Origin of the sequence: Streptomyces sp. NPDC101219 (assembly GCF_044767675.1) — a bacterium.
In the GTDB taxonomy this organism is placed as follows: domain Bacteria; phylum Actinomycetota; class Actinomycetes; order Streptomycetales; family Streptomycetaceae; genus Streptomyces.
In genome coordinates, this window is sequence record NZ_JBIWOK010000001.1 from 252211 (window position 1) to 276572 (window position 24362).

Below are 24362 nucleotides of genomic sequence, written 5' to 3' on the forward strand. Positions count from 1 at the left end.
CCCGGAAAGGACCGGCCGTGCCCCTCGCCACCACCGGTGAGCTCGTCTCCCGCGCCGCCGACGCCCGCTCGGCGGTCGCCTCCTTCAACATCATCACGCTGGAGCACATCGAGGCGGTCATCGCCGGCGCCGAGTCGGTGGACGCCCCCGTCGTCCTCCAGGTCAGCGAGAACGCCGTCAAGTTCCGCTACGGCCGCCTCCTCCCGCTCGCCCGCGCCGCCGTCATCGCCGCCGAACGCGCCGCCGTCCCCGTGGCCCTGCACCTCGACCATGTGCAGAGCGACGCCCTGCTGCGCCAGGCCCCCGACGCCGGATTCGGGTCGGTGATGTACGACGCCGCCCGGCTGCCCTACGCCGAGAACCTCGCCGCCACCCGGGCCGCCGTCGACTGGGCCCACGCCCGGGGACTGTGGATCGAGGCCGAACTGGGCGACATCGGAGGCAAGGACGGCAGACCCCCGCTGGACGCCCACGCGCCCGGCGCCCGCACCGACCCCGACCAGGCCCGCGCCTTCGTCGCCGACTCCGGCGTGGACGCCCTGGCCGTCGCGGTCGGCACCACCCACGCCATGACCACCCGCACCGCGTCCGTCGACCACGCCCTGCTCAAACGGCTCTCCGCCGGTCTGGACGTGCCCCTGGTCCTGCACGGCTCGTCCGGCCTGCCCGACACGGAACTCGCCGCGGCCGTCGCCGGCGGCATCGCCAAGGTCAACGTCGGCACCGCGCTGAACATCGCCATGACCGGCGCGATCAGGCAGTACCTCGCCGCCCACCCCGAGGCGGTGGACTCCCGCCGCTACCTCACCGTGGGCCGCGAGGCGATGGCCCGCGCGGTCGCGGACATCGTCCGCGCGCTCGGCCCGGCGGAGCCCACGGCCCACCGGCCCCCCGGGCGGCGGGGACCGCTCACTTCCTGACGGCCCGGAGCACCACGAACTTCGGGTCGGACGCGACGACGTCGCAGTTGCCGAACAGCCTCCGCAGCCGCACGTGGTACCCCAGGTGCCGGTTGCCGATCACCCACAGCTCGCCGCCCGGCCGCAGCACCCGCCGGGCACCCCCGAACATCCGCCGCGCCGTGGCGTCCGTCGTCGCCCGGTGGGAGTGGAACGGCGGGTTGGTGAGCACCAGGTCGACGGTGCCGTCCGGCACACCCGTGAGCCCGTCGCCGACCCGGAACTCGGCGTGCCCCGGCACGCCGTTGGCCCGGTAGGTGGCCTCGGCGGACGCCACCGCCTGGAACGACTCGTCCACGAACAGCACCTCGGCCCGCGGCTGCGCCAGCGCCACCGCCGTACCGACCACGCCGTTGCCGCAGCCCAGGTCCACCACCCGGGCGCCGTCACCGGCGGCCGGCAGGTGCCGCAGGAAGAACCGGGTGCCGATGTCGAGGCGGTCGGCGCAGAAGACCCCCGCGTGGTTGACGACCGGCCGCCCGGACACCGCGCCGATGCCGTCGGGCAGCGCGTAGCGGTACGGCCAGGGGTTGTCCGGCCGCTCCAGCGTCGGATCCGGGGTGCACAGGATCAGCCGCGCCTTCTGCTCGGCGAGCGTGGTCCGGGTCGGGCCGAGGATCCGCTCGAACAGGCGCAGCGTGGAGGTGTGGATCTCCTTCACCATGCCGGTGCCGATCACCACGGTGTCCTCGTGCACGGCGGGCGCCAGCCGCAGCAGCTGGTCCTCCAGCAGGGCCAGGCTCTTGGGCACCCGCACGAGCAGCACGTCGACGCGCGCCGGCGGCGGGTCCTGGGTGGTGAGCAGCTCGACCGTGCCGGGCTCCACGCCGTTGCGCGCCAGGTTGGCCCGGGTCGCCTGCTGTCCCAGCCAGGAGTCCGTGATCTGCGTCGGCCGGTGCGCGGCGAGCGCCGTGACCAGCGCGCCCCAGCGGTCCCCGGCCACCACGACCGTGCCGGACAGCGCGATGCCCTCCCGGTCCAGGTACCTGAGCAGATACGCGTCGGAGGCGTCCCAGGCACGCAGCCGGTCGCGCGGATCCTCGGGGAAGCGGGTGAGCGCCGGAGCACCCCACGGCGTCGTCATGCGGTCGTCCATCGTGCCCACAGGCTAGTGCCCCCACAGGCCTGGCCGAGCCGCAGCTCAGGACCGGTCGGGCACCATGGGTGCATGGACCCCGAGCTGTTCCCCAGGGACCGCGCCGAGATCGCGCCCGGCGCGGTGCACCTGCCGGGGTGGCTGGACCCGGGGGAGCAGCGCGCGCTGCTGGAGGCGTGCCGGGAGTGGGCCCGCCCGCCCGCCGGACTGCGCACGGTCCGCACCCCCGGCGGCGGCACCATGTCCGCCCGGCAGGTCTGCCTGGGATGGCACTGGTACCCCTACGGCTACGCCCGCACCGTCGTCGACGGCGACGGAGCCCCGGTGAAACCCTTCCCGGACCGCCTCCGCGTCCTGGGCCGGCGCGCCGTCGCCGACGCCTGTGGAGCCGGTGCGGCCGGGGAAGCCGACTACGACATCGCGCTGGTCAACTTCTACGACGGCGACGCCCGGATGGGCATGCACCGCGACAGCGACGAACGGGCCGACGCCCCGGTGGTGTCGCTGAGCCTCGGCGACACCTGCGTCTTCCGCTTCGGCAACACCGCCACCCGCACCCGCCCCTACACGGACGTCGAGCTGCGCAGCGGCGACCTGTTCGTCTTCGGCGGGCCGTCACGGCTCGCGTACCACGGGGTACCCCGGGTGCACGAGGGCACCGCACCACCGGAGTTGGGCCTGAGCGGACGGCTGAACATCACGCTCCGGATCTCCGGCCGGTAGCCCGGCCCGGGCGCGGATCATGGAAGACTCTCCCCCATGAGCGGCAACGCGGACCCCGGGACGCCGGGGAAGGGGACCACCACGAGGGCGCGTCTGGACCGGGGGCGCGGCGCGCTCGGTCCCGCCCTGGAGCTCGTCCACACCGGCCGGGCCCCCACGCGCGCGGTCCTGACCGCCGAGCTCGGCGTCACCCGGGCCACCGCGGGGGCGGTGGCGGCCGAACTGGAGGCACTGGGCCTGATCCGGGTGGACGCGCGCCCCGGTGCGGCCGCCGGCTCCCAGGGGCGCCCCTCACACCGGCTCGCGGTCGCCGAGGACGGCCCGGTGGCCCTCGCCGCGCAGGTGCACGCCGACGGGTTCCGCGCCGCCCTGGTCGGGCTCGGCGGCCGGATCGTCGCCACGACGCCCGGCTGCGAGGTGGTGGACGCCGACCCGGCGAAGGTGCTCGGATCCGTCGTGGCGGCCGGCGCCGAACTGCTCCGCGAGACCGGGCGCCGGTGCGTCGGAGCGGGGCTCGCCGTCCCGTCCGCGGTCGCCGAACCGGAAGGGCTGGCCCTCAACCCGCTGCACCTGGCCTGGCCGGCGGGGGCGCCGGTGCGGGAGATCTTCACCGAGCAGGTGCGCGCGGCCGGACTCGACGGCCCCGCCTTCGCCGCCAACGACGTCAACCTCGCCGCCCTCGCCGAACACCGGCACGGCGCCGGACGCGGCTCCCGCGACCTGCTGTGCGTGGCCACCGGCCACCGCGGCGTCGGCGGCGCGCTGGTCCTCGACGGCCGACTGCACTCCGGCAGCTCCGGACTCGCCCTGGAGGTCGGTCACCTCCCGGTCAGCTCCGGCGGCCGGCCCTGCCACTGCGGCAGCCGCGGCTGCCTCGACGTCGAGACGGACCCGCTGGCCTTCCTGACCGCGGCCGGCCGCGCACCCGGCCCCGAGGTGTCCCTGCTCAAGCACGCCGACACCCTGATCCGCGAGCACTACGCCGACCCGGCCGTCCGCGCCGCCGCGGAGAGCCTCATCGACCGCCTGGGTCTGGGCCTGGCCGGACTGGTGAACATCCTCAACCCCGACCGGATCATCCTCGGCGGCCTGCACGGCACACTGCTGAACGCCGACCCGGACCGGCTGCGCGCCGTCGTCGCCGACCGCAGCCTGTGGGGGCGCAGCGGCAGCGTCCCGATCCTGCCCTGCACGCTGGCCCACAACAGCCTGGTCGGCGCCGCCGAACTCGCCTGGCAGCCCGTCCTGGACGACCCCCTCGGCGCCCTCGCGTAGGGGGACGCCCGGGCGGCCGCGCGGCGACGGCACGGGAGCGCGTGGACCAGGCAGCCCGAGGCCACCGCACACGGCACGCACGCACCACACAGAACCGGGTACCGGACACGGAACACCCGGGACGGCCCGGCCGGACGACAGAAAGCGGACGTCATGACCGACAACCAGCTCACCGTGGGGGTCCTGGGCACCGGCATCATGGGCGCGGCGATGGCCCGCAACCTCGCCCGCGCCGGACACACCGTCCGGGCCTGGAACCGCACCCGAGCCAAGGTTGAGCCGCTCGCCGCCGACGGAATCGATGTGGCGGACACCCCCGCCGAGGCGGTCGGCGCCGCCGACGTCGTGCTGACCATGCTCCACGACGGTCCCGTCACCCTGGAGACCATGCGGCAGGCCGCCCCCGCCCTGCGGCGCGGCACGGTGTGGGCCCAGTCCACCACCGCCGGACTCGACGGCGTCACCGAACTGGCCGCTTTCGCCCGCGAGCACGGCCTGGTCTTCTACGACGCCCCCGTGCTGGGCACCCGGCAGCCCGCCGAGGCCGGGCAGCTGACCGTGCTCGCCGCCGGTCCGGCCGAGGGCCGGGACACGGTGACGCCCGTCTTCGACGCGGTCGGCGCCCGCACCGTGTGGACCGGGGACGACGGCGCGGGGGCCGCCGCGACGCGGCTCAAACTGGTGGTCAACAGCTGGGTCCTCGCGGCCACCTCCGCCGTCGGTGAGGCCCTCGCCCTCGCCGAGGTCCTGGACGTCGACCCCGACGGCTTCTTCGACCTCATCGCGGGCGGCCCCCTGGACATGGGCTACCTGCACGCCAAGGCCGGCCTCCTCCGCTCCGGACAGCTGTCCCCGGCCCAGTTCGCCGTCACCACGGCGGCCAAGGACGCCCGGCTGATCGTGCGGGCCGGTGAAGAGCACGGCGCCCGCCTGGACGTGGCCGCGGCGAGCGCCGAACGCCTGGAACGCGCGGCGGCCCAGGGACACGGCGACGAGGACATGGCCGCCGCGTACTACGCCAGCTTCCCGGACCGAACCGACCGAACCGACCGAACCGACCGGACCGACCGAGCCGACTGAACCGGCCCTGTCGGCCCCGCCCGTCCGACCGAGACCGAGGAGTTCCCCGTGTCCAAGCCCCCGCTGCCCGCCGAGGCCGTCGACCTGCTGCGCCGCGCCAACCCCTGCGTGATGGCCACCCTGCGCTCCGACGGCTCGCCCGTCTCCACGGCCACCTGGTACCTGTGGGAGGACGGCCGCGTCCTGCTCAACCTCGACGAGGGCCGCGTCCGTCTGAAGCACCTGCGCCGCGACCCGCGCGTCACCCTCACCGTGCTGGCCGAGGACGACTGGTACACCCATGTCACCCTGATCGGCCGCGTCGCCGAGATGCGGGACGACGAGGACCTGGCCGACATCGACCGCCTCGCGCGGCACTACACCGGCAACCCGTACCCGAACCGGGAGCGCGCCCGGGTCAGCGCCCGGGTCGAGGTCGAGCGCTGGCACGGCTGGGGCCGGATGAAGGACACCGCACAGCCCTCCTCCTGACCGGAGCCCCTCCGGCTGCTCCCGGGCCGCTCCCGGCCGGGGGAGCAGCCGCGGGGGAGCCGCGTACTCCCCGGGGGGTACGGCAACGGCCGACGGCCGTACGACGCCCCGGGGGCCCCGCGGGGCCACTCTCGAAAGCGACGGACCAGCACGACGGACATCGCTCTTCGAGGAGTTGAACGACCATGCAGACCCTGGCGCATTTCGGCGACGGCGGGCCCGGCCCGTGGATCCTGTTCTTCCCCCTGTTCTGGGCCCTGGTCATCGGCGGCGGCCTCGCGCTGTTCCGCCGCACGGCGGGGCACGGGCGGCGCGGCCCCGGACGTCCGGCGGCGCGCGACGACAACTCACCGCTCACCGTGCTCGGCCACCGCTTCGCCTCCGGCGAGATCGACGAGGACGAGTACTGGCGGCGACTGTCCGTCCTGGACGAGCAGTTCGGCCGCTCCGGAAAGGGATGAGCGAAGCCCGGCGCCGGACGGGGTGCGCCCGGCGGGCAGCCGTCACCGCCGGGCGGACCCCGTCCTCGCCGAGAAGGTCACCGCCCGGTCAGCCGGGAACGGCGGACCGGGCGGGAGCGGGTTCGGGCCGGTGGCCCTCGGTGGCGTGTTCGGCCGGCGCGACCTCGGTGAAGCGGGGCCCCGGGCGTTCGCCGTTCAGCCGCGGCAGCCGGACCGGGACGGGGGCGGCGGTCACGGCGGGCGTCGGCAGGGTGAACCACACGACCTTGCCGCAGTCGCCGTCGGGCAGTGCGCCCCAGCTCTCGCTCATCGCGGCCACCATCGCCAGCCCCCGGCCGCAGGTCGCGAGCGGGCCGGCGTCCGCCACCACGGGCAGGCGCGGATCGTGGTCGTGCACCGAGACCTTGAGCCGGTCGAGCAGAAGCTCCATCTCGACGGTGCACGTCTTGTCGGGCCGGGCGTGCCGGTGGACGTTGGACAGCAGCTCCGTCACGCCGAGCGAGGCCCGGTCGATCAGGCAGTCCATATGCCAGTAACGCAACTGTGCAGATACGATTCTGCGGACCTGTCCGATCCGCGACGGCAGGGCTTGGAGCTCCACCGTGCACTGTCTGCTTGGGTGACTGATCACGGCTGCGACTCCCCGATGTCAGGTCCGGTTCGGCGTCCGGAAGAACACGGAGTACGGATCCAGCAGGATGCCTGCGTGACGCTGCCGCCTGCTGTCGTGGCCGGCGGGCTGGTTCGCAGCGTTATCGCCGGTAAACCCAGAGTGACGTGTGACCAGCGTGACGCAAGGGGTGAGGTGGCGCAACTCGCGGACATCTCAGTCGCCGCGCCCCGCCGCCCGCCGCACGGCCTCGATGAACCGGCGTGCCGCCGGGGGCCCCGGCTCGCCCGGCGCGGGGTCGTGGTCACCGAGGGTGAGCGAGTACCGCGTGCCGTTGACGTCCGCCAACGCCCGGTCCTCCGGCGCGAACCAGGGTCGGGAGGCGCGCACGGCCTGCACCGGCGCACTGTCGATCTCCGTGCCGTAGCTGGTGAGCAACTCCAGCCGTCCGTCGCTGATCCGGACCTGTCCGGCCCTCGTGAGCGACCGCAGCCGTTTGCCGATCCGCACGCCCGTGGCCGTGAACTCCGGCTCCGCCATGTCGCACGCCCCCTCGATTGCGCGTCGGTGTGCCGGACCCCGGGTCGACGGTCCGGCTCATGCCCCCACCAGTGTCCCCCGGCCGGGGTTCCTCCCGCCGGTGCAGTCTGCCCCCGTGCGCCGTCGAGCACCAGTACGCGCGCTCCCTCTTCCCAGGGCGCGCGAAGCACTCGCGCCAATGCGCCCCCACCCCTTCGCGCCCCCGCACCCCAGCGGCCCCTTTGAGACCCCCAAAGGTGCGTTTATGCAGGTGAGAAGTGGTGCGGACGGTGCTTATGATCGGTGTACCGGCCGCGTGAGACGCCGTCGGCGCTCAGCGTAAGGAGCCCCGCCGTGAGCACTCCCCCACCACCGACCCTCGCGGACGTCACCCTCGACGTCGACCGCACCGACACCGCCTACCGCGGCTGGCTGAAAGAAGCCGTGCGCCGGGTCCAGGCGGACGCCAACCGCTCGGCCGACACGCACCTGCTGCGCTTTCCGCTCCCCGAGCACTGGGGCATCGACCTCTACCTCAAGGACGAGTCCACGCACCCCACCGGCAGCCTCAAGCACCGGCTCGCCCGCTCGCTGTTCCTCTACGGCCTGTGCAATGGCTGGATCCGTCCGGACCGGCCGGTGATCGAGGCGTCCAGTGGGTCGACGGCCGTCTCCGAGGCGTACTTCGCGAAGCTGATCGGCGTGCCCTTCATCGCCGTCATGCCGCGCACGACCAGCGCCGAGAAGTGCCGCCTGATCGAGTTCCACGGCGGCCGGTGCCACTTCGTGGACGACCCCCGCACCATGTACGAGGCGTCCGCCGCCCTCGCGGCGGAGACCGGCGGCCACTACATGGACCAGTTCACCTACGCCGAACGGGCCACGGACTGGCGGGGCAACAACAACATCGCCGAATCCATCTTCCGCCAGCTCGAACGGGAACGGTTCCCCGAGCCCGAGTGGATCGTCGCCACGGCCGGCACCGGCGGCACCTCCGCGACCCTGGCCCGCTACGTCCACTACCTCCAGTACGACACCCGCATCTGCGTGGCCGACCCGGAGAACTCCTGCTTCTTCGACGGCTGGACGACCGGCAACCCGGACGTCAGCTGCGACCGGGGGTCCCGGATCGAGGGCATCGGCCGGCCCCGGATGGAGCCCAGCTTCGTGCCCGGCGCGATCGACCGGATGATGAAGGTCCCCGACGCGGCGAGCGTCGCCGCGGTGCGCGCCCTGGAGCGGGCGATCGGGCGCAGGGCGGGCGGCTCCACCGGCACCGGCCTGTGGAGCGCCCTGAAGATCGTCGCGGAGATGGTGGCCGCCGGACGGCACGGCAGCGTGGTGACCCTGCTGTGCGACCCGGGGGACCGCTACCTCGACCGCTACTACTCGGACGCCTGGCTGGACGCGCAGGGGCTGGACATCGCGCCGTACGCGGACGCCCTCGACTCCCTGCTGCGCACCGGCGTCTGGCGGGACTGACGCGGCGCGGCGGCGGGGGCCCGGCTTGAGCGGGCCCGGAGACCGGGTTACGCGGTGACTCGCCGGTCCAGGGCCGTCATCGCGTCGCGGAACGCCCGCGCCAGACCCGGCCGGGCGGCCTTCAGCGCGACCCGGAAGGGCGCCGTGCCGTCCGCGGCGAACGTCCAGCGCACCCGCGTCCCCGTGCCGGCCGGGGCGAGCCGCCACTCCTCGGCCAGGGCGTGTGCTCCCGGCGCGTTGGTCACGTCGACGCGGTAGGCGTACACCTCGGCCGGTTCCGCCGCCAGCACGGTCTCCCGGAAGCGGAGGCCGCCGCGCAGCCGGATCTCGCGGCCCGCGCCCCCGTCCGTCGGCCGGGCCAGGGTCACCGCACCGAACCACGCGGTCCAGCCGGGCACGTCCTCGGCCAGCGCGCGGAACACGGGATCCGGCGCGGCGGCGAGGTCCCGCTCGAAGACCAGACGGACCGGCGCGCTCCCCACGAAACCGGTCCCGACGGGACGCAGGCGGTGAGCCATGGGCGCAACTCCCTTGACAGTCAACGGCAATGAGGGCGGCGGACGGGGGAGTCAGCCTAGTGCGACACGGGTGTCGCGTCCCCTCAGGAGGCCCGTCCGCCGTCCGCGGCCGCCTCGTCGGACCCGTCGCCGGCCGCGGTACCGGACCCGGCGGCCTCCTCGGGTTCCTCCGCCTCGCCCGCCACCACCAGCCGGCGCAGCCGCTCCGACACCTCCGCCCGGGCCCGGTCCGGCAGCCCGGAGTCGGTCACCAGCGTGTCCACCTGGTCCAGGGAGGCGAACGAACTCAGGCCCACCGTGCCCCACTTGGTGTGGTCGGCGACCACCACGACCCGCCGGGCCGACTGCACCAGCCGGCGGTTCGTCTCGGCCTCCGCGAGGTTCGGCGTCGACAGGCCCGCCTCGGCGGATATCCCGTGCACGCCGAGGAACAGCAGATCGAAGTGGAGCGTGGCGATCGCCTGGTCGGCCACCGGCCCCACCAGGGAGTCCGACGGGGTCCGCACCCCGCCCGTCAGCACCACCGTCGCGGCGCCCTGACGCGGCCCCGAGGTGCGCTGCGCAGCGTGGAAGACGTCCGCCACCCGCACCGAGTTGGTGACCACGGTCAGGTCGGGCACGTCCAGCAGCCGGTGCGCCAGCGCGAACGTCGTGGTGCCGCCCGACAGTGCGATCGCCGCGCCCGCGGGGACCAGCTCCGCCGCCGCCCGCGCGATGTCCTCCTTGGCGCTCAGCTCCAGGCCCGACTTGGCCTCGAAACCTGGCTCGTGGGTGCTGGCCTCCACCACCGGGACCGCGCCGCCGTGCACCTTCTCCAGGACGCCCTGCCGGGCCAGCGCGTCGAGGTCGCGGCGGACCGTCATGTCCGACACCCCGAGCCTGCGGGTCAGCTCGTTGACCCGGACCCCGCCCCGGCGGCGGACCTCGTCCAGGATCAGGGTGCGTCGTTGCTCCGCGAGGAGGTTCTGATTCTCGCTCACGTACGCTCCGGTCCTTTCGCCGCGTAACCGTCCGACACGCCCGGCACACCCGCGGCGACGAGCGCGTGCCACCCGGCCCCGGTGCGCGGACGTTCCATCCTCCCATGACCGGCCCCGCCCGGCGCCACCGGCGGATCGTCGCGCACACGTCACACTCGTCCCGTCCGTGACCCCTTCGTCACACGGATCGGGGAGATTGCGTGACGGGAGGTGTGAGCCGGTCCGCCGCAGGACATCCTGTGCCCGCACGGACGGAGCCGACGACGTGTCACGGGGGAAGTGCGAAGCAGTGGAACGCGCGCAGGAACACAGACCGGCCGAGGGACAGCAGGTCCCCGCCGCACGGACCGGGGAGCCCGGCGCCGCCCTGGAACTCCTCGTCCACGGGGTGGGCGGCACCACCCCCGAGGCGATGCTCAACGACCCCCGCACGGTCCGGGTGACCGGCGACGACATCGCCGCCGTCTTCCGCCGCGCCGACGACGTCGACGCCGAGCGGCACCCCACCGCACCGCGCGACGGGCCGATCCCCGAGGCCTACGTCTGGTGCAACCTCACCTCCGGCAACGGCACCCGCGCCCTGTGGCTGCTGTTACTGCCGTTCATGGTGGTCAACCTCGCCCACTGGATGCGCCCCACCGCCCGGAACCGCCCCCGCACCGTCCGGCTGTACGGCGTGCTGGTGCGGCTGGCCGGACTCAGCCTGACGGTCCTGCTCGTCGCCGCCGCCTGCGAGGTCGCTCTCGACCTCGCCGCCTGGCAGTGCGCGGGCACCGGCGCCTGCGCCGCCCGCCACTCGTGGCTCGGCTTCCTCTCGCCCGAGATGTCCGACGGCGGCTGGTGGAGCTCACCCGGCCGCCGCCTCGCCCTCGCCGCCCTGGTGCCCACCGCGCTGACCGGACTGCTGTGGTACCTCTCCCTGCGCACCTGGAGCGCCTACGAGTCCCAGCAGCCGCTCACCGGCGACCCCGGCACCGGACCCGGGGACGGCGACAGCGGCACCGCCCTGGGCCGCCCCGGCTTCTGGTACGGCCGCCGCCTGGGCGCCCGGCTGCGGGCCGCCCACACCGCGGCCGGTCTGCTGACGGTCGCCGCCGCCGTCGGCTCCGCAGCCGCCCGCTACGACCGCGAGGCCCCCGATCCGGCCGTGCCGGCGCTGTTCGGCGCGCTCCTGGAGGCCGCGCTGGCCGCCGGCGCGGCCGTCGTCGTCTGGGTGGTGTGCCGCAGGGGCCGCGCCGAACGCCGGCCCGACGGCGCCCTCGACCCGCACCTGGTGCGGTGGCTGCCGCTCACCGCCCTCGCCCTGCTCCTGCTCAGCGTGCTGTACGCCGGGTGGGAACGCCCCGGCTGGGAGTCCGCCGGCCGGCTCCCGGGCGACGAGACCTTCGGCGCCCTGGCTCTTGCCCAGGGACTGCTCGTGATCGCCCTGGGCGGCGCCGCCCAGGTGCTGCACCGCAGCGATCCCGACCGCCGCGCCGCGCTGCGCGGCCTCGCCGGACCGGCCGTGGCGATGCTGGCCTGCGCCCTGGGCGGGGTGATGTCCGGCGGTGTCGCGCAGCGGGTCGCGGACTGGCTGGACGGCACCGGCACCTCGATGCCCGGCCCACCGGTCGTGCTGACCTGGCAGGCGTCGGTGATCCCGCCGCTGCTGGTCCTGCTGCTGGTGCTGGCCGGCTGGCTGGCCCGGCGGGCCTGGCTGCTCGCCCGCGAGGAGCGCGCCGCGGTCGCCCGCGACTACCCCGGCGAGCAGGCCGACACCGCCCGCACCCGCCGTATCGCCTACGCCCGCGCCCTGGCCGCCCTCACCGACCGCGGCCCGCGCATCGTCGCCGTCACCTCCGGCGCCACCCTGCTGCTGGGCGCGGGAGCCCTCGTCGGCGCCCTGGTCACCGACCGGACACCCGGCGAGGCCGCCGGCGGCTCGTACGCCGTCGTCCACGGCGCCGCCGAGACCGCGCAGGCGCTGGGCTCCTGGCTGATCGGGCTCGGCTTCATACTGTTCGTCACCTGGGGGCGGCGCGCCTACAAGGACGCCTCCGCGCGGCGCACCATCGGCATCCTGTGGGACGTCGGCACCTTCTGGCCGCGCGCCGCCCACCCCTTCGCCCCGCCCTGCTACGCGGAGCGGGCGGTGCCCGACCTGACCTGGCGGATCGCCACCTGGACGCAGGAGACCGGCGGTCGGCTGGTCGTCTCCGGGCACTCCCAGGGCAGCGTGCTGGCCGCCGCCGCGGCCTGGCAGCTGCCGCCCGCCACCCGCAGCCGGGTCGCGCTGCTGACGTACGGGTCCCCGCTGGAGCGCCTGTACGGCCGCTGGTTCCCGGCCCACTTCGGCCCGGAGGCGCTGGCCCGGCTGCACCGGGAGGCCGACTGCTGGAGCAACCTCTACCGGCTCACCGACCCCATCGGCGGCCCCGTGCGGCTGCCCGGCGACGAGGGTCCCGCGGTCGACCGGCCGCCGCTGAGGGACCCCCTCGCCTACGGCCGCACCCGCGCCCACCCGCTGCCCGCCCCGATCCTCGGCCACTCCGACTACCAGGCCGACCCGGCCTTCGCACAGGAGCGGCGCCGGCTCCTGGCCCGGCTGCGCTCCGAGGTACCGGCCCCGCGGCACACCGGGCAGCCCTCCACGGCGCGGGATCAGGGCAGTTCCGGCAGGTCCTCGCCGTAGAGCAGGGTCAGGTCGTCGGTGCTCGGCTCCGCGAGCTGGGCGACCCGGCCCGCGTGCCGCTCCACCATCGCCTCGAACGTCTGGCGTGCGGTGCGGCCGTTGCCGAAGGCGGCGCCCTTGGGGATCTCCGTGAAGTACTTCAGCAGCGCCTCGGCGGTGCCGGACGCCAGCCGGTACTCGTGCTCCTCCGCCTGCTGCTCCACGATCCGCAGCAGTTCCTGCGGACCGTAGTCGCCGAAGGTGATGGTCCGTGAGAAACGGGACGCCACACCGGGGTTGACCGACAGGAACCGCTCCATCTCCGCCGTGTAGCCCGCGACGATCACCACGACCGCGTCGCGGTGGTCCTCCATCAGCTTCACCAGCGTGTCGATGGCCTCCTTGCCGAAGTCCCGGCCGGCGTCCTCCGGGGACAGGGCGTACGCCTCGTCGATGAACAGCACGCCCCCGCGCGCCTTCTCGAACGCCTCCTGGGTGCGGATCGCCGTCGAGCCGATGTGCTCGCCGACCAGGTCCACCCGGGACACCTCGACCAGGTGCCCCTTCTCCAGCACCCCGAGGGAGGCGAGGATCTCGCCGTAGAGCCGGGCCACGGTCGTCTTGCCGGTGCCCGGGGAACCCGTGAACACCAGATGCCGCTTGACCGAGGCCGCCTTCAGGCCGGCCCGCTGCCGCGCGCGCCCCACCTCGATCATGTCGATGAGCGCCCGGACCTCGCGCTTGACGCTCTCCAGCCCGACCAGCGCGTCGAGTTCGCCGAGCACCGCCTTCGACGCGCGGACCTCCGGCTCGGGCTCCTGCGCGGGCGCCGGGACCGCCGGGGCGGCGGGCGCCGGCTCCGGACGCTGCCCGGGCACGGCGCCCAGCAGGCCGGGGGAGTGGCCCGCCGTCTGCACGGCCGGCTCCGGCGCCGCGGCGGGGCGCAGGCTGCCGCTCTCGTCGCTGGTGCAGTCCTCGACGAGCGGACCGCCGCCTCCCGTGGCGGCGTCCGCGCCGCCCTCGGCGAACTCGTAGCCGCCGCGCGCGCAGCGCTCCGTGCGGCACTTGCGCAGCGTGGTGCGGCTGCCGTCGATGACGTGGAAGCCGTAGCCGCCGCTGCCGGTGACCCGGCAGTTCAGGAAGCTGCCGCGGCCTCCCGCGGAGACGTACACGCCGGCCTCGGCGGGGGAGTCGACCGTGCAGCGTTCGACGGTCGGGTCGGCGCCCTTGGTGACGATCACGCCGGTCTGGGTGCCGTCCAGGGTGCAGTTGCTGAGGGTGCCGCCGCTGCCGTGGTCCCGGAACCAGGCGCCGGTCGCCGCGTCGCGGATCCGGCAGTCGTCGAGCTGCGCGGTGGCGCCGTCGCTCACCGACACCGCGGTGTTGCGCACCTGGGACAGGTCACTGTCGACCACGTCGGCGCGGGAGCCGCGGTCGAGGACGAACAGGGCGTCCGGCACGTCGTGCACCCGGCAGGAGTCCAGGACGGCGGTGGCGCCGTCGCTCACCCACACCGCCGGGTAGTCGCCCGTGCTGTCGAAGATCTCGCACTGGTTGGCGTCCACGCGCGTGCCGGGGTCCCACACGGACAGGCCGTTGCGGCCGAACTGCCGCACGGTGGTGCGGGTCAGGGTGAGCACGGAGCGGGAGCGCAGGTCGACCGCGTTCTCCGGGATGTCGTGGATCCGGCAGTCGGCCAGCGTCAGCACGGCGTCGGTGTCGAGAGTGACCCCGTCGGCGGTCGTGCGGTGCACGTCGCAGTCGGTGAGGTGGGCGGTGGCCCGGTGAGTGACCTGGATGCCGCTGCCCCGCACCTCGTACACCTCGCACCCCACGGCCTCCAGCGCCGAGTGCTCCCCGGTCGCCGTCAGGCCGGAGCCGCCCGCGTGATGCACCCGGCAGCGCTCCAGCCGCGGGTGGCCGCCGTCGCGGACGGCGACGCCCGCCTGCCCGGCGGACACCACCTCGCACTCCTCGAACACCCCGCCTCCGCCGTCCAGCACGGCGATGCCGACGCCCGCGGGATTGTCGACGGTGCAGCGGCGCACGGTGGGCCGCGCGCTCCCGCGCACCTCGATGCCGGCGGCGGAGCGGGTGACGATGCGTACGTCGCGCAGTTCGGGGGTGCCCTCCTCGACCAGCACGGCCGGTGCGGCGGCGTCCTGGCCCTCCACGTGCAGGTCCTGGACCACCGCCGAGGCCCGCACGGTGAGCGGCACGCCGTCCGCGGGGGCGATGCGCACCGAGCCGGGGGAGCCCTCCGGCCCGCGCAGCGTCACGACCCGCTCCACCACGAGGTTCTCCCGGTACGTGCCGGGAGCGACGGTGAGGACGTCACCGTCGGCGGCGGCCTCCAGAGCGGCGGCGAGCGATGCGTACTCACCCGTGCGGCGCCGCCACCGCGAGGTGCCGGTGTGCGTCACCTGGACCGTGCCCTGTGCCATGGCGTAACTGTGCCCCCACCTCGTTGTACGCGGGTTGTCGCCGACTGCCTCGGCCCCGGACCACCGTAGCGTGCGCGGGGCGCACGGGTTGACCGGAGCCGGAAGGCCGGCCCGGGTCTGCGCGCGGGTTCCGGCCGGGCCGCGAACGCGCGCCCCCGAACCCGCGGTTCGGCGGCTCAGCCGCCGCGGCGGGCGAGGACGCGCACCGGGTCCCCGGTCCGCACGGTGCCGGTGTGCAGCGGGATCAGGTTCTGGCCGAAGAGCAGGCGGCCGTCGGCGCGGCGGTGCCGTCCCAGGGAGTGCAGCGGCTCCCGGCCGCGCCGCGCCGTGTCCTGGTCGGTGGTGGTCACCACGCACCGCCCGGAGGGCTTGGCGACCCGGAACGCGACCTCGCCCACGGCGATGCGCTCCCAGTCGTCCTCCGCCCAGGCGCCGGTGCCAGTCACGACCAGGTTCGGCCGGAACCGGTTCATGGGCAGCGGGCCCTCGTCCGCGTGATCGCCCGCCGCGATCAGGGAGTTGAGCGCGTCCAGGGACGCGGTCGTGGTGAGCAGCAGCGGGAAGCCGTCGGCGAAGGTGACGGTGTCGCCCGGCCCCGCGTAGACCGGATCGACCGGCCGGCGGACGGCGGGATCGTCCAGGTGCACCAGGCGGTAGCCGGTGCCGAAGCGGGCCCGGCACCAGTCCCGCACCGCCGGCTCGTCGGCGGGCAGCGCCTCGACCTTGTCGCCGAACAGTTCCACGGTGATGGTGGCGGCGGCCCGCGGGACGGGCACCGTGAGCGGCTCGGTCCCGGGCGTGGACAGCCGCACGCCGCCGCCGGGCAACAGCTCGGCGGCGGCGGGTGCGAGGCGCGGCTGCTGACGTTGCGTGACGACCTTGCCCCCGTCGTCGATCAGCATCCAGCGCCGGTCTCCGGCGGGCCCCCAGGGCTCTACGACGACCTCCGTGAGCGGCACGCTCCGGAACGCCTTGACCGGATGAATGTGGATCGAGTGCAGACGCGCGTTCCCCATGGAGCCATCCTGCCGTACGGCGGGGGACGGCTCCCGGGGCAGCGGCTCAGTATCCGCGGTACTGCTGGCCGTTGTACGGATCCTGGTACGGAGCCGGGCCGGGGCGCGGAGCCGCCGCCGGGCGCATCGCCTCGTAGCCCGCGCCGCCGGGCGGCACCGGACGCGGCGGCTGCGGCTGGGGGCCGGGGTAGCCGCGCGGCGCGGTGGCCTGCTGCGGGATGTAGGCCGCGGGCGCCTGCTGCAGCGGGGCGGGCTGCGGTACCTGCGGGTAGCCGTAGCCGTGCTGGGACGGAGCCGCCGGGAGGGCGGGCAACGCCGAGGGAAGCGCGGGCAGATGACTGCCGGGCGCCTCGTAGGCTGCCGGGACCCGGATCGGGGCGATCTGCGGGGTGCCCCGCTCGGCCACGAGCGAGTCGTAGATCGGAGTGTCCGGGAAGGAGGCGGAGTAGTAACCGCCGCCATAAGTGGAGCGGGGGGAGGTCATGGCACATAAGTTAAGCCCACGATGTGTTTTTGGGGAGACCGGTAAGAGGGTTCTTTTCCGTGCCCGCAGTGGCGTGGCATCACTTATGTGAGTGAACTCGCCGAAAAGGGACGTCCGGCACGGGGACATTCTGATAAAGCCCGAGTTCCGGGCGGGTTACCGCCGGTTGGCCCCCGGTCATCGCGGACGGCTCGTCGCCCCGGCAGGGCACCGGGCATAGTGGGGGCCGACGAGAACACCACGCGAGCCGGGACCGACCTGGCGTGATGACCCGTGATGGGGGCGCACATGTCCATGCCGAAGGGATCGAACACACCGGTGCCGGCCACGGCGCTGCGGGTGGAACTGGGCTGGCGCACCGGCCCGGGGGTGCCGGACGCGGACGCCTCGGCGCTCCTGCTGGTGGGCGGAAAGGTCCGCTCCGACGACGACTTCGTCTTCTACAACCAGCCGGCCCACACCTCGGGCGCCGTACGGCACGAGGGCAAGCGGGACGCCGGGGGGCACGTCACGGACACCCTGCTCGTGGACCTGACCCGCGTCGAGCCCGCCATCGAGACGGTCATCCTGGCCGCCTCCTGTGACGGCGGCTCCTTCGGACGGATCCCCGACCTCTACATCGAGGTGAAGGACGCCGCCCAGGGCACCGTCGCCGCCCGCTACGACAGCGCGGGCGCGACCTCCGAGACGGCGTTCGTCCTGGGCGAGTTCTACCGCCGCCAGGGCGCCTGGAAGTTCCGGGCCGTCGGCCAGGGCTACAGCAGCGGCCTCGAAGGACTCGCCACCGACTACGGCATCACCGTCGACGAACCGCAGCAGGCCGCCCCCGCCGCGCCTCCCGCTGCCCCGCCCACCCCGCCCGCCCAGCCGGCCGCGGCCCGGCCGGTCACGCCGCCGCCCGCCACCCCTCCCGCGCCGCCCGCCCCCGCCGCGGCACCGGTGCGGCTGACCAAGGTGACGCTCACCAAGGCGGCCCCGTCGGTCTCCCTCACCAAGCAGGGCGGCACCTCGGGCGCCCTGCACGTGAACCTCAACTGGGAGGTGCGCAAGCAGTTCTCGGGCTGGGCGGCCAAGCTGGGCCGCGCGGTCGCCCAGCACTCCGACCTCGACCTCGACCTGTGCGCCCTGTACGAACTCACCGACGGCCGCAAGGGTGTGGTCCAGGCCCTCGGCAACGCCTTCGGCTCCCTGCACCAGCCCCCTTACATCCACCTCGACGGCGACGACCGCACCGGTGCCGTCACCAGCGGCGAGAACCTCACCGTCAACCTCGACCACAAGCAGTCCTTCCGGCGCATCCTCGTCTTCGTCACCATCTACGAGGGCGCCCGCTCCTTCGCCGACCTCAACGCCACCGTCACCCTCCGGCCGCAGAACGGCGCCCCGATCGACTTCTCGCTCGACGAGTGCACCGTGCCCTCCACGGTGTGCGCCCTCGCCCTGATCAGCAGCACCGGCGACGGCGACCTCGTCGTCCAGCGCGAGGCCCGCTATCTGGTCCCGGAACGCGGGGTGAGCCCGCAGCGCACCGTCGACCACGCCTACGGCTGGGGCATGAACTGGACCCCCGGCCGGAAGTGACCCCGGGGTCCCTCGTCCGGATCGGGCCGGGCCTTCGTCCGGATCGGGCCGGGCCTTCGTCCGGATCGGGCCGGGCCTTCGTCCGGATCGGGCCGGGCCTTCGTCCGGATCGGGCCGGGCCCCGTGCGCCCGGTGTGAACCGAACGTGAGGCCCCGGCCCCGTCCGGACTCAGCCCTCCTCGGCGACGGCGTCCGGACGGGCATAGGTGCGGCCCTTCCACGCCGCGCCCCGTCCCCGGCGGTGCTGCACGGCCGAGTCGACCGTCATGAGGAGGTACAGCGACGCGGTGAACGGCAGCAGCGGGGCGAGCCACCACGGCTGCCGGTAGTAGCGCAGCATCGGCAGGTACGTCCCCACCATCACGAGCCAGGCCGCGGCACCCAGCGCCACGGCCGGCCCGTCGCCCGCCGCGGCGCCCGCGGCCACCGCCAGAGGCGGCACCAGATACACCAGCACCAGCCCGGCGACCGTGCCCCCCAGCAGCAGCGGACTGTGCCGCAGCTGCGCGTACGCGCTGCGCGACACCATGCGCCACAGATCCCCAAGCGCCGGGTACGGGCGCACGCTGTCCACCCGGTCCGCCAGCCCCAGCCAGACCCTCCCGCCGGTGTTCTTGACCGCACGCGCGAGCGCCACGTCGTCGATCACGGCGTGCCGGATGGCGTCCGGGATCCGGGCCCGGGCGGCGGCGCCGGCCCGCAGCAGCACGCACCCGCCGGCCGCCGCGGCCGTCCGGCCGCCCGGACTGGCGATCCGGCGGAACGGATACAGCTGGGAGAAGAAGTAGACGAAGGCCGGCACGACCAGCCGCTCCCAGCGGCTCTCCACCCGCAGCCGCGCCATCTGCGAGACGACGTCGAAGCCCCCGGCCGAGGCCGCCGCGACCAGGCGCCGCAGACTGTCCGGCGCGTGCGCGATGTCGGCGTCGGTCAGCAGCAGGTACTCGGGGTCCCGCGCGCGGGCCAGGGCGATGCCGTGGCGCACCGCCCACAGCTTGCCGGTCCACCCGGCGGGCGGCTCACCGGGCGCGTCGACGGTCAGCGGCAGCCCGCCCCGCCCGCGCGCCAGCTCGCGCGCGAGCGCGCCGGTGCCGTCCGTGCTGCCGTCGTCGACGAGGAACACCTCGGCCCGGCCCGGATAGTCCTGGGCGAGCAGGGTCGGCAGGCTCGCGGGCAGCACCCCGGCCTCGTCCCGGGCCGGCACCACGACACAGACGGACGGCCAGGAGTCCGGCTCCCGCGCGGGCGGCAGCCGGACGTCGGTCCGCCAGAAGAAACCCTGGCAGAGCAGCAGCCACAGCCACGCGGCGAGTGATCCGGCGGCGGTCCACGCAACGACGCTCACGTGCGCAGTGTGCCCCACGGCGGCGGCGGGGAGCCGGCCATCGACTATCGTGACCGGGTGAAGATCGCGCTCATGGACTCCGGAATCGGCCTGCTGGCGGCCACCGCAGCGGTACGGCGCCTGCGCCCGGACGCCGATCTCGTCCTCTCCCTCGACCCCGACGGCATGCCGTGGGGCCCCAGGACCTCCGATGACCTCACTGCCCGGGCCCTCACCGTCGCCGAGGCCGCCGCCGCGCACCGGCCCGACGCGCTCGTCGTCGGCTGCAACACCGCCACCGTGCACGCGCTCACCGCCCTGCGCGCCCGCCTGGAACCCGGGCTGCCGGTGATCGGCACCGTCCCGGCGATCAAACCGGCCGCGGCCGGGGGCGGACCGCTGGCCATCTGGGCCACCCCGGCCACCACCGGCAGCCCCTATCAGCGGAACCTGATCGACACCTTCGCCGGCGGGGTCGAGGTCGCCCAGGTGCCGTGCTGGGGGCTGGCCGAGGCCGTGGAGCGGGCGGACGAGGCCGCGATCGACGCGGCCGTGGAGGCGGCGGCGGCCCTCACCCCGGACGACGTGACGACCGTCGTCCTGGGCTGCACCCATTACGAACTGGTCGGCGAGCGCATCCGGGCCGCCGTCCAGCAGCCCGGCCGGCCGCCGCTCGTCCTGTACGGCTCCGCGGACGCCGTGGCCGCCCAGACACTGCGCCGCATCGGCGGCCGGCCCGCCCCCGACGCCCCGGCGACCGGCACCCTGACGGTGCTGCTCAGCGGACGTCCGGGCCCGCTCCCGACGGCGGCGCTCACCTACGCCGAGGGCCGGCTCCTGCACCGGGCCGCCCCCGTCCGCTGACGGCTCCGCGGACCCGCCCCGGAAGGACCGCGGGGGCGCCCGCGCGCACTCCGGCGGGTCCGGTCGGCGCAGTCACGCTGTGCGACGCCGTACCGGCGGAGCGAAACCTGAGTAACCTCGAAGGTATGAGGGACCACCCCCACGGCAAGCCCGTTCCCTATTCCGACGTCTGGACCGGCAGGGCCACCAACCGCATCCAGTGGCTGCTCGCCCTGATCGGCGCCGCCTGCATGGCACTCGGCATCGCCCTGGCCGTCGACTCCGCGTGGACGACCGGCGTCGCCCCCCTGGTCATGGCCGTCGTCGGATGCATCGCCGCAGGGCTGCTGGTGCTCTTCGGCACCCTCGCCTTCGTGCACGTGGCGCTGCGGGTCGACGAGGACCACCTGGAAGTGCGGTGCGGCCACATCGGTGTGCCGCGCCGCCGCATCCCGCTCTCGCACGTCGCGGGCGCGGACTTCGCACCGCACGTCACCCCCCGCCACTGGGGCGGCTGGGGCTACCGCTGGCGCCCCGAGAAGGGCACGGCCGTCGTCGTGCGGCGGGGTGAGGGGGTCGTCCTGCGCCTGTGGGACGGACACACCTTCACCGTCACCGTCGACGACGCCGAGGCGGCGGTACGCGTCATCCGGGACCGTCTGCACCCGCACAAGCCCGGCGCGGCCCACTGACCCACGCGAGGCCGCACCGACGCCAACGGGCGGCCGCACATCGACGCGGACCACGGGCCCGCGTCCCTCACGGCGCCACCCGGCCCCCGCGCGGGGGCGGGCCGCTCTCCGGGAGCGGCGCCCGGTCGTGGACGAACGGGCGCGCGGTCGCCAGGCCCGCCAGGAGGCCGGCGCCCAAGGACACCACCGTGAAGCTGAGCGCGTTGCCCACCGCGGCGATGGCCGCCACGGCCGTCAGCGCGGCACCCGCCGTCAGCACCACCGGAGTGCTCCGCGGACTGCGCCACAGCGCGTAGAGCACCCAGCCGAAGGCCGCCGCGAGGAGCCCGACCCCGGCCACGCCCTGTTCGGCCGCGAGCTGCAGGGGCGCCGAGTGGGGCCGGTCGTCGGACAGCAGCGACCGCGCGGCCGTGGCGCTCAGCTCCCCGAAGTTGCCCGGCCCCACCCCGGCCGCGACGTGGTGCCCGGCCATCTCCAGCGCGTCCTCCCACAGCTCCACGCGGTGCGGGGTCAGCCGCCCCTCCAGCGCGCCGGCCAGGCCCTGAGGCACCGCCCGGCCGGCCACCGCCCAGGTCAGCCCGGTCACCCCCGCCGCGGCCGCCGCCAGCACGGCCAGGCCCGGTCCGCGGTGCACGAGCCGGCCGACGGCGAGCGAGCACAGCAGCACCACCGCGGCGGCCACGCAGCCGCCCGCAGAGCCCAGCAGCGCCCCGGTGACCGCGATCCCGGCGGCCAGCAGCCACAGCGCGGACCGCACGGCGGGCACGGACGACGCCCGGGCCGCGCAGCAGGCGGCCCCGGCGGACAGCGCCAGGTCGGCGGCCGTGGCCCCGGCGTGCCCCGGCGGCGTGACCATCTGCGGGCCGGGCGTCAGGTCCGGCACCCCCACCGCCAGGCCCGCACCGGCCAGGGCCGCGGCCACCGGGGCCGCCACCGGCAGCAGCGCCCCGCCGATCCGGCCCGCCGCGTATCCGGCCGCGACGGCCAGCACGGCGAGCAGCATCCCCTCGGGACGCCCGCCCCGCGCGGCAGCCGTGATCAGGGGCCAGGCGGCGCAGGCGCCCAGCACCACGACCCCGGCCGCATCCGGCCCCGTGCGTCTGACGCCGTCCGTCTCCGGACCGGCCGTGGACCTCTCCGTGGAACCCACCCCGCACCCACCCCGCACCCCGCACCGCGTCGCCCCCGACCTGTGACGGAACCCCGGCCGCCGGGGCCGCGGACCGCGGCACGACCAGGGCACCGGCACACCGTAACGGGTGGCGGCCGCCCGTGGGGACGGTCGGGAACGGTCCCGCCGAAACGTCCCGTCACCGGCCGGACACCGTCCGTCCGGCTTCCGTCCGGCTCTCCGGCCGGCGTCCGGCCCACCGGCTCCGCGCTGTCGGGGCCGAGGTCACGCGCCGTAGACTCCCCGGGTGACCGTCACCGCACCTCCCGTCGACGCGGCGGACCCCTTGCCGCCGCGGACGCCCACGGCGCGCGACCGGTGGCTCGGGCGCGCCAGGCGCCTCGTGCCCGCCGCCGCGTCCGCCCTCTCCGGGCTCCTCCTCTACGTCAGCTTCCCGCCGCGCACCCTGTGGTGGCTGGCCGTGCCCGCCTTCGCCGTCCTCGGCTGGGCCCTGCGCGGCCGGAGCTGGAAGGCGGGGCTGGGCCTGGGTTACCTCTTCGGGCTCGGCTTCCTGCTGCCGCTGCTGGTGTGGACCGGGGTCGAGGTGGGGGCCGGACCGTGGATCGCCCTGGTGGTCATCGAGGCCGTTTTCGTCGCCCTGGTCGGTGCCGGCGTCGCCGCGGTGTCCCGGCTCCCGGCCTGGCCGCTGTGGGCCGCCGCCCTGTGGACGGCCGGCGAGGCGGCCCGCGCACGCGCCCCGTTCAACGGGTTCCCCTGGGGCAAGGTCGCCTTCGGGCAGGCCGACGGCGTCTTCCTGCCGCTGGCCGCGCTGGGCGGCACACCGGTCCTCGGCTTCGCGGTCGTCCTGTGCGGCTTCGGCCTGTACGAGACCGTGCGCGTGACCGCCGCGGCCCGGCGCGCGGGGACACTGCGGCGGGGCGCGGCGGCCGTCGGCGTGCTGAGCCTCGCCGTCCCGGTCGTCGCGGCCGTGGCCGCCCGGCCGCTCGTCTCGGACGCGGCCGAGGACGGCACCGTCCGGGTCGCGGTCATCCAGGGGAACGTGCCCCGGCTGGGGCTCGACTTCAACTCCCAGCGGCGCGCCGTCCTGGACTACCACGCGCGGGAGACGGAGCGGCTGGCCGCCGAGGTCGCGGCCGGCCGGGTCGAGCAGCCCGACGTCGTGCTGTGGCCGGAGAACTCCTCCGACATCGACCCCTTCACCAACGCCGACGCCCGCGCCGTCATCGACCGGGCGGCCAAGGCCGTCGGGGCGCCCGTGTCCGTCGGCGGGGTGGTCTCCGAGGACGGCCGGCTGCTCAACGAGCAGATCCTGTGGGACCCGGAGAAGGGCCCCGTCGACACCTACGACAAGCGGCAGATCCAGCCGTTCGGGGAGTACCTCCCGCTGCGCTCGCTGATCGGGATGATCAACGACGAGTGGACGTCGATGGTCCGCCAGGACTTCAGCCGCGGCTCCGAGCCGGGCGTCTTCACCATGAACGGCGCGGGCGTCGGCCTGGTCACCTGCTACGAGGCGGCCTTCGACTGGGCCGTGCGGGACACGGTCACCGACGGCGCCCAGCTGATCTCCGTGCCGAGCAACAACGCGACCTTCGGGCGCAGCGAGATGACCTACCAGCAGCTCGCCATGTCCCGGGTCCGGGCCGTCGAGCACAGCCGCACCGTCATCGTCCCGGTGACCAGTGGCGTCAGCGCGATCATCATGCCGGACGGCACGGTGACGCAGCGGACCGGCATGTTCGTCGCGGACTCGCTGGTGCAGGAGGTCCCGCTGCGCTCCTCGCGGACCCCGGCCACGCAGCTCGGCGCGCTCCCGGAGGCCGCTCTCGTGCTGGTCGCCGCGGGCGGCCTGGGTCTCGCCGTCGCCGCGCGGGTCCGCGGCCGGCGCACCGACGGGGCGTAGCCGTCCGTGCGGGGGGGGCCCCCCCGGGGCCCCCCCCCCCGGGCCCCCCCCCCCCCCCCCCCGGGCGGGCGCGGGGCCCCGGCCGGCCCCGCCGGGGGGGGGCGGGGGAGACCCCCCGG

General features: G+C 75.3%; 21 protein-coding genes and 1 pseudogene. 12 read left to right on the plus strand and 10 right to left on the minus strand.

The window, feature by feature from the left end:
* Nucleotides 1-17: 17 nt before the first annotated feature.
* Nucleotides 18-920, plus strand: coding sequence for a ketose-bisphosphate aldolase (locus ACIRPP_RS01235; protein ID WP_403636884.1), 903 nt, complete (start codon nt 18-20; stop codon nt 918-920).
* Here ACIRPP_RS01235 and ACIRPP_RS01240 read toward each other — a convergent pair.
* Nucleotides 910-2043 carry a methyltransferase gene (locus ACIRPP_RS01240; protein WP_403636886.1) on the minus strand — a complete coding sequence of 378 codons (1134 nt, stop codon included), beginning with the start codon at nt 2041-2043 and terminating at the stop codon, nt 910-912. The two genes, ACIRPP_RS01235 and ACIRPP_RS01240, sit on opposite strands and share 11 nt — an antisense overlap.
* 84 nt (nt 2044-2127) lie before the next feature.
* Here ACIRPP_RS01240 and ACIRPP_RS01245 point away from each other — a divergent pair, with 84 nt between their 5' ends.
* The 5 genes and pseudogenes from ACIRPP_RS01245 to ACIRPP_RS01265 all read left to right on the plus strand — a co-directional run bounded on the left by ACIRPP_RS01245 (nt 2128) and on the right by ACIRPP_RS01265 (nt 6065).
* Nucleotides 2128-2778: an alpha-ketoglutarate-dependent dioxygenase AlkB family protein gene (locus tag ACIRPP_RS01245; RefSeq protein WP_403636888.1), complete on the plus strand. Its 651-nt coding sequence runs from the start codon at nt 2128-2130 to the stop codon at nt 2776-2778.
* A gap of 36 nt (nt 2779-2814) precedes the next feature.
* Complete coding sequence (locus ACIRPP_RS01250) at nt 2815-4053, plus strand: ROK family protein (RefSeq protein WP_403636889.1); 1239 nt, start codon at nt 2815-2817, stop codon at nt 4051-4053.
* A gap of 120 nt (nt 4054-4173) precedes the next feature.
* A pseudogene (locus ACIRPP_RS01255) lies at nt 4174-5133 on the plus strand (NAD(P)-dependent oxidoreductase); the annotation flags it as partial.
* 48 nt (nt 5134-5181) lie between these two features.
* A complete protein-coding gene (locus ACIRPP_RS01260) occupies nt 5182-5604 on the plus strand; it encodes a PPOX class F420-dependent oxidoreductase (RefSeq protein WP_403636890.1) in 423 nt (140 codons plus the stop codon).
* A gap of 185 nt (nt 5605-5789) precedes the next feature.
* Nucleotides 5790-6065, plus strand: a complete 276-nt coding sequence (locus ACIRPP_RS01265; protein WP_164351513.1) for an SHOCT domain-containing protein — start codon at nt 5790-5792, stop codon at nt 6063-6065.
* 88 nt (nt 6066-6153) lie between these two features.
* Here ACIRPP_RS01265 and ACIRPP_RS01270 read toward each other — a convergent pair whose 3' ends face one another.
* Nucleotides 6154-6696 carry an ATP-binding protein gene (locus ACIRPP_RS01270; RefSeq protein WP_403636892.1) on the minus strand — a complete coding sequence of 181 codons (543 nt, stop codon included), beginning with the start codon at nt 6694-6696 and terminating at the stop codon, nt 6154-6156.
* 195 nt (nt 6697-6891) lie between these two features.
* Complete coding sequence (locus ACIRPP_RS01275) at nt 6892-7215, minus strand: hypothetical protein (RefSeq protein ID WP_164336589.1); 324 nt, start codon at nt 7213-7215, stop codon at nt 6892-6894.
* Nucleotides 7216-7548: 333 nt separating this feature from the next.
* Between ACIRPP_RS01275 and ACIRPP_RS01280 the strand changes: the two genes are divergently transcribed.
* Nucleotides 7549-8676, plus strand: a complete 1128-nt coding sequence (locus tag ACIRPP_RS01280; protein WP_403636894.1) for a PLP-dependent cysteine synthase family protein — start codon at nt 7549-7551, stop codon at nt 8674-8676.
* Between the two features lie 47 nt (nt 8677-8723).
* On the opposite strand, the gene ACIRPP_RS01285 is transcribed toward ACIRPP_RS01280, so the two are convergent.
* On the minus strand, nt 8724-9194 hold the full coding sequence (locus tag ACIRPP_RS01285; protein ID WP_403636896.1) for an SRPBCC family protein: 471 nt from the start codon (nt 9192-9194) through the stop codon (nt 8724-8726).
* A gap of 83 nt (nt 9195-9277) precedes the next feature.
* A complete protein-coding gene (locus ACIRPP_RS01290; protein WP_403636898.1) occupies nt 9278-10174 on the minus strand; it encodes a DeoR/GlpR family DNA-binding transcription regulator in 897 nt (298 codons plus the stop codon).
* A gap of 289 nt (nt 10175-10463) precedes the next feature.
* On the opposite strand from ACIRPP_RS01290, the gene ACIRPP_RS01295 reads away from it, so the two are divergent.
* Nucleotides 10464-12845 (plus strand): hypothetical protein, encoded by a 2382-nt coding sequence (locus ACIRPP_RS01295; protein WP_403636899.1) that lies wholly within the window; start codon nt 10464-10466, stop codon nt 12843-12845.
* Here the strand turns inward: ACIRPP_RS01295 and ACIRPP_RS01300 are convergent.
* The 3 genes from ACIRPP_RS01300 to ACIRPP_RS01310 all read right to left on the minus strand — a co-directional run bounded on the left by ACIRPP_RS01300 (nt 12815) and on the right by ACIRPP_RS01310 (nt 16768).
* Nucleotides 12815-15268 carry a right-handed parallel beta-helix repeat-containing protein gene (locus ACIRPP_RS01300; RefSeq protein WP_403636901.1) on the minus strand — a complete coding sequence of 818 codons (2454 nt, stop codon included), beginning with the start codon at nt 15266-15268 and terminating at the stop codon, nt 12815-12817. The two genes, ACIRPP_RS01295 and ACIRPP_RS01300, sit on opposite strands and share 31 nt — an antisense overlap.
* Before the next feature lie 176 nt (nt 15269-15444).
* Nucleotides 15445-16284 (minus strand): MOSC domain-containing protein, encoded by an 840-nt coding sequence (locus tag ACIRPP_RS01305; RefSeq protein ID WP_403636903.1) that lies wholly within the window; start codon nt 16282-16284, stop codon nt 15445-15447.
* Between the two features lie 46 nt (nt 16285-16330).
* Nucleotides 16331-16768 (minus strand): DUF6643 family protein, encoded by a 438-nt coding sequence (locus tag ACIRPP_RS01310; RefSeq protein WP_403636905.1) that lies wholly within the window; start codon nt 16766-16768, stop codon nt 16331-16333.
* Between the two features lie 294 nt (nt 16769-17062).
* On the opposite strand from ACIRPP_RS01310, the gene ACIRPP_RS01315 reads away from it, so the two are divergent.
* Entirely contained in the window at nt 17063-18349 is a 1287-nt protein-coding gene (locus ACIRPP_RS01315; RefSeq protein ID WP_403637562.1) for a TerD family protein, read from the plus strand.
* A gap of 169 nt (nt 18350-18518) precedes the next feature.
* Here the strand turns inward: ACIRPP_RS01315 and ACIRPP_RS01320 are convergent, their stop codons facing one another.
* The gene (locus ACIRPP_RS01320; protein WP_403636906.1) at nt 18519-19694 is read right to left on the minus strand and encodes a glycosyltransferase; all 1176 of its coding nucleotides are present in this window, start codon (nt 19692-19694) and stop codon (nt 18519-18521) included.
* Between the two features lie 57 nt (nt 19695-19751).
* Between ACIRPP_RS01320 and ACIRPP_RS01325 the strand changes: the two genes are divergently transcribed.
* Together ACIRPP_RS01325 and ACIRPP_RS01330 are read left to right on the plus strand one after the other, a co-directional pair.
* On the plus strand, nt 19752-20537 hold the full coding sequence (locus tag ACIRPP_RS01325; protein WP_403637563.1) for a glutamate racemase: 786 nt from the start codon (nt 19752-19754) through the stop codon (nt 20535-20537).
* Between the two features lie 125 nt (nt 20538-20662).
* On the plus strand, nt 20663-21208 hold the full coding sequence (locus ACIRPP_RS01330; protein ID WP_164348871.1) for a hypothetical protein: 546 nt from the start codon (nt 20663-20665) through the stop codon (nt 21206-21208).
* 67 nt (nt 21209-21275) lie between these two features.
* On the opposite strand, the gene ACIRPP_RS01335 is transcribed toward ACIRPP_RS01330, so the two are convergent.
* Nucleotides 21276-22280 carry an O-antigen ligase family protein gene (locus ACIRPP_RS01335; protein WP_403637564.1) on the minus strand — a complete coding sequence of 335 codons (1005 nt, stop codon included), beginning with the start codon at nt 22278-22280 and terminating at the stop codon, nt 21276-21278.
* Between the two features lie 346 nt (nt 22281-22626).
* Here ACIRPP_RS01335 and lnt point away from each other — a divergent pair, with 346 nt between their 5' ends.
* A complete protein-coding gene (gene lnt, locus ACIRPP_RS01340; RefSeq protein ID WP_403636908.1) occupies nt 22627-24243 on the plus strand; it encodes an apolipoprotein N-acyltransferase in 1617 nt (538 codons plus the stop codon).
* The last annotated feature ends 119 nt before the right edge of the window (nt 24244-24362 follow it).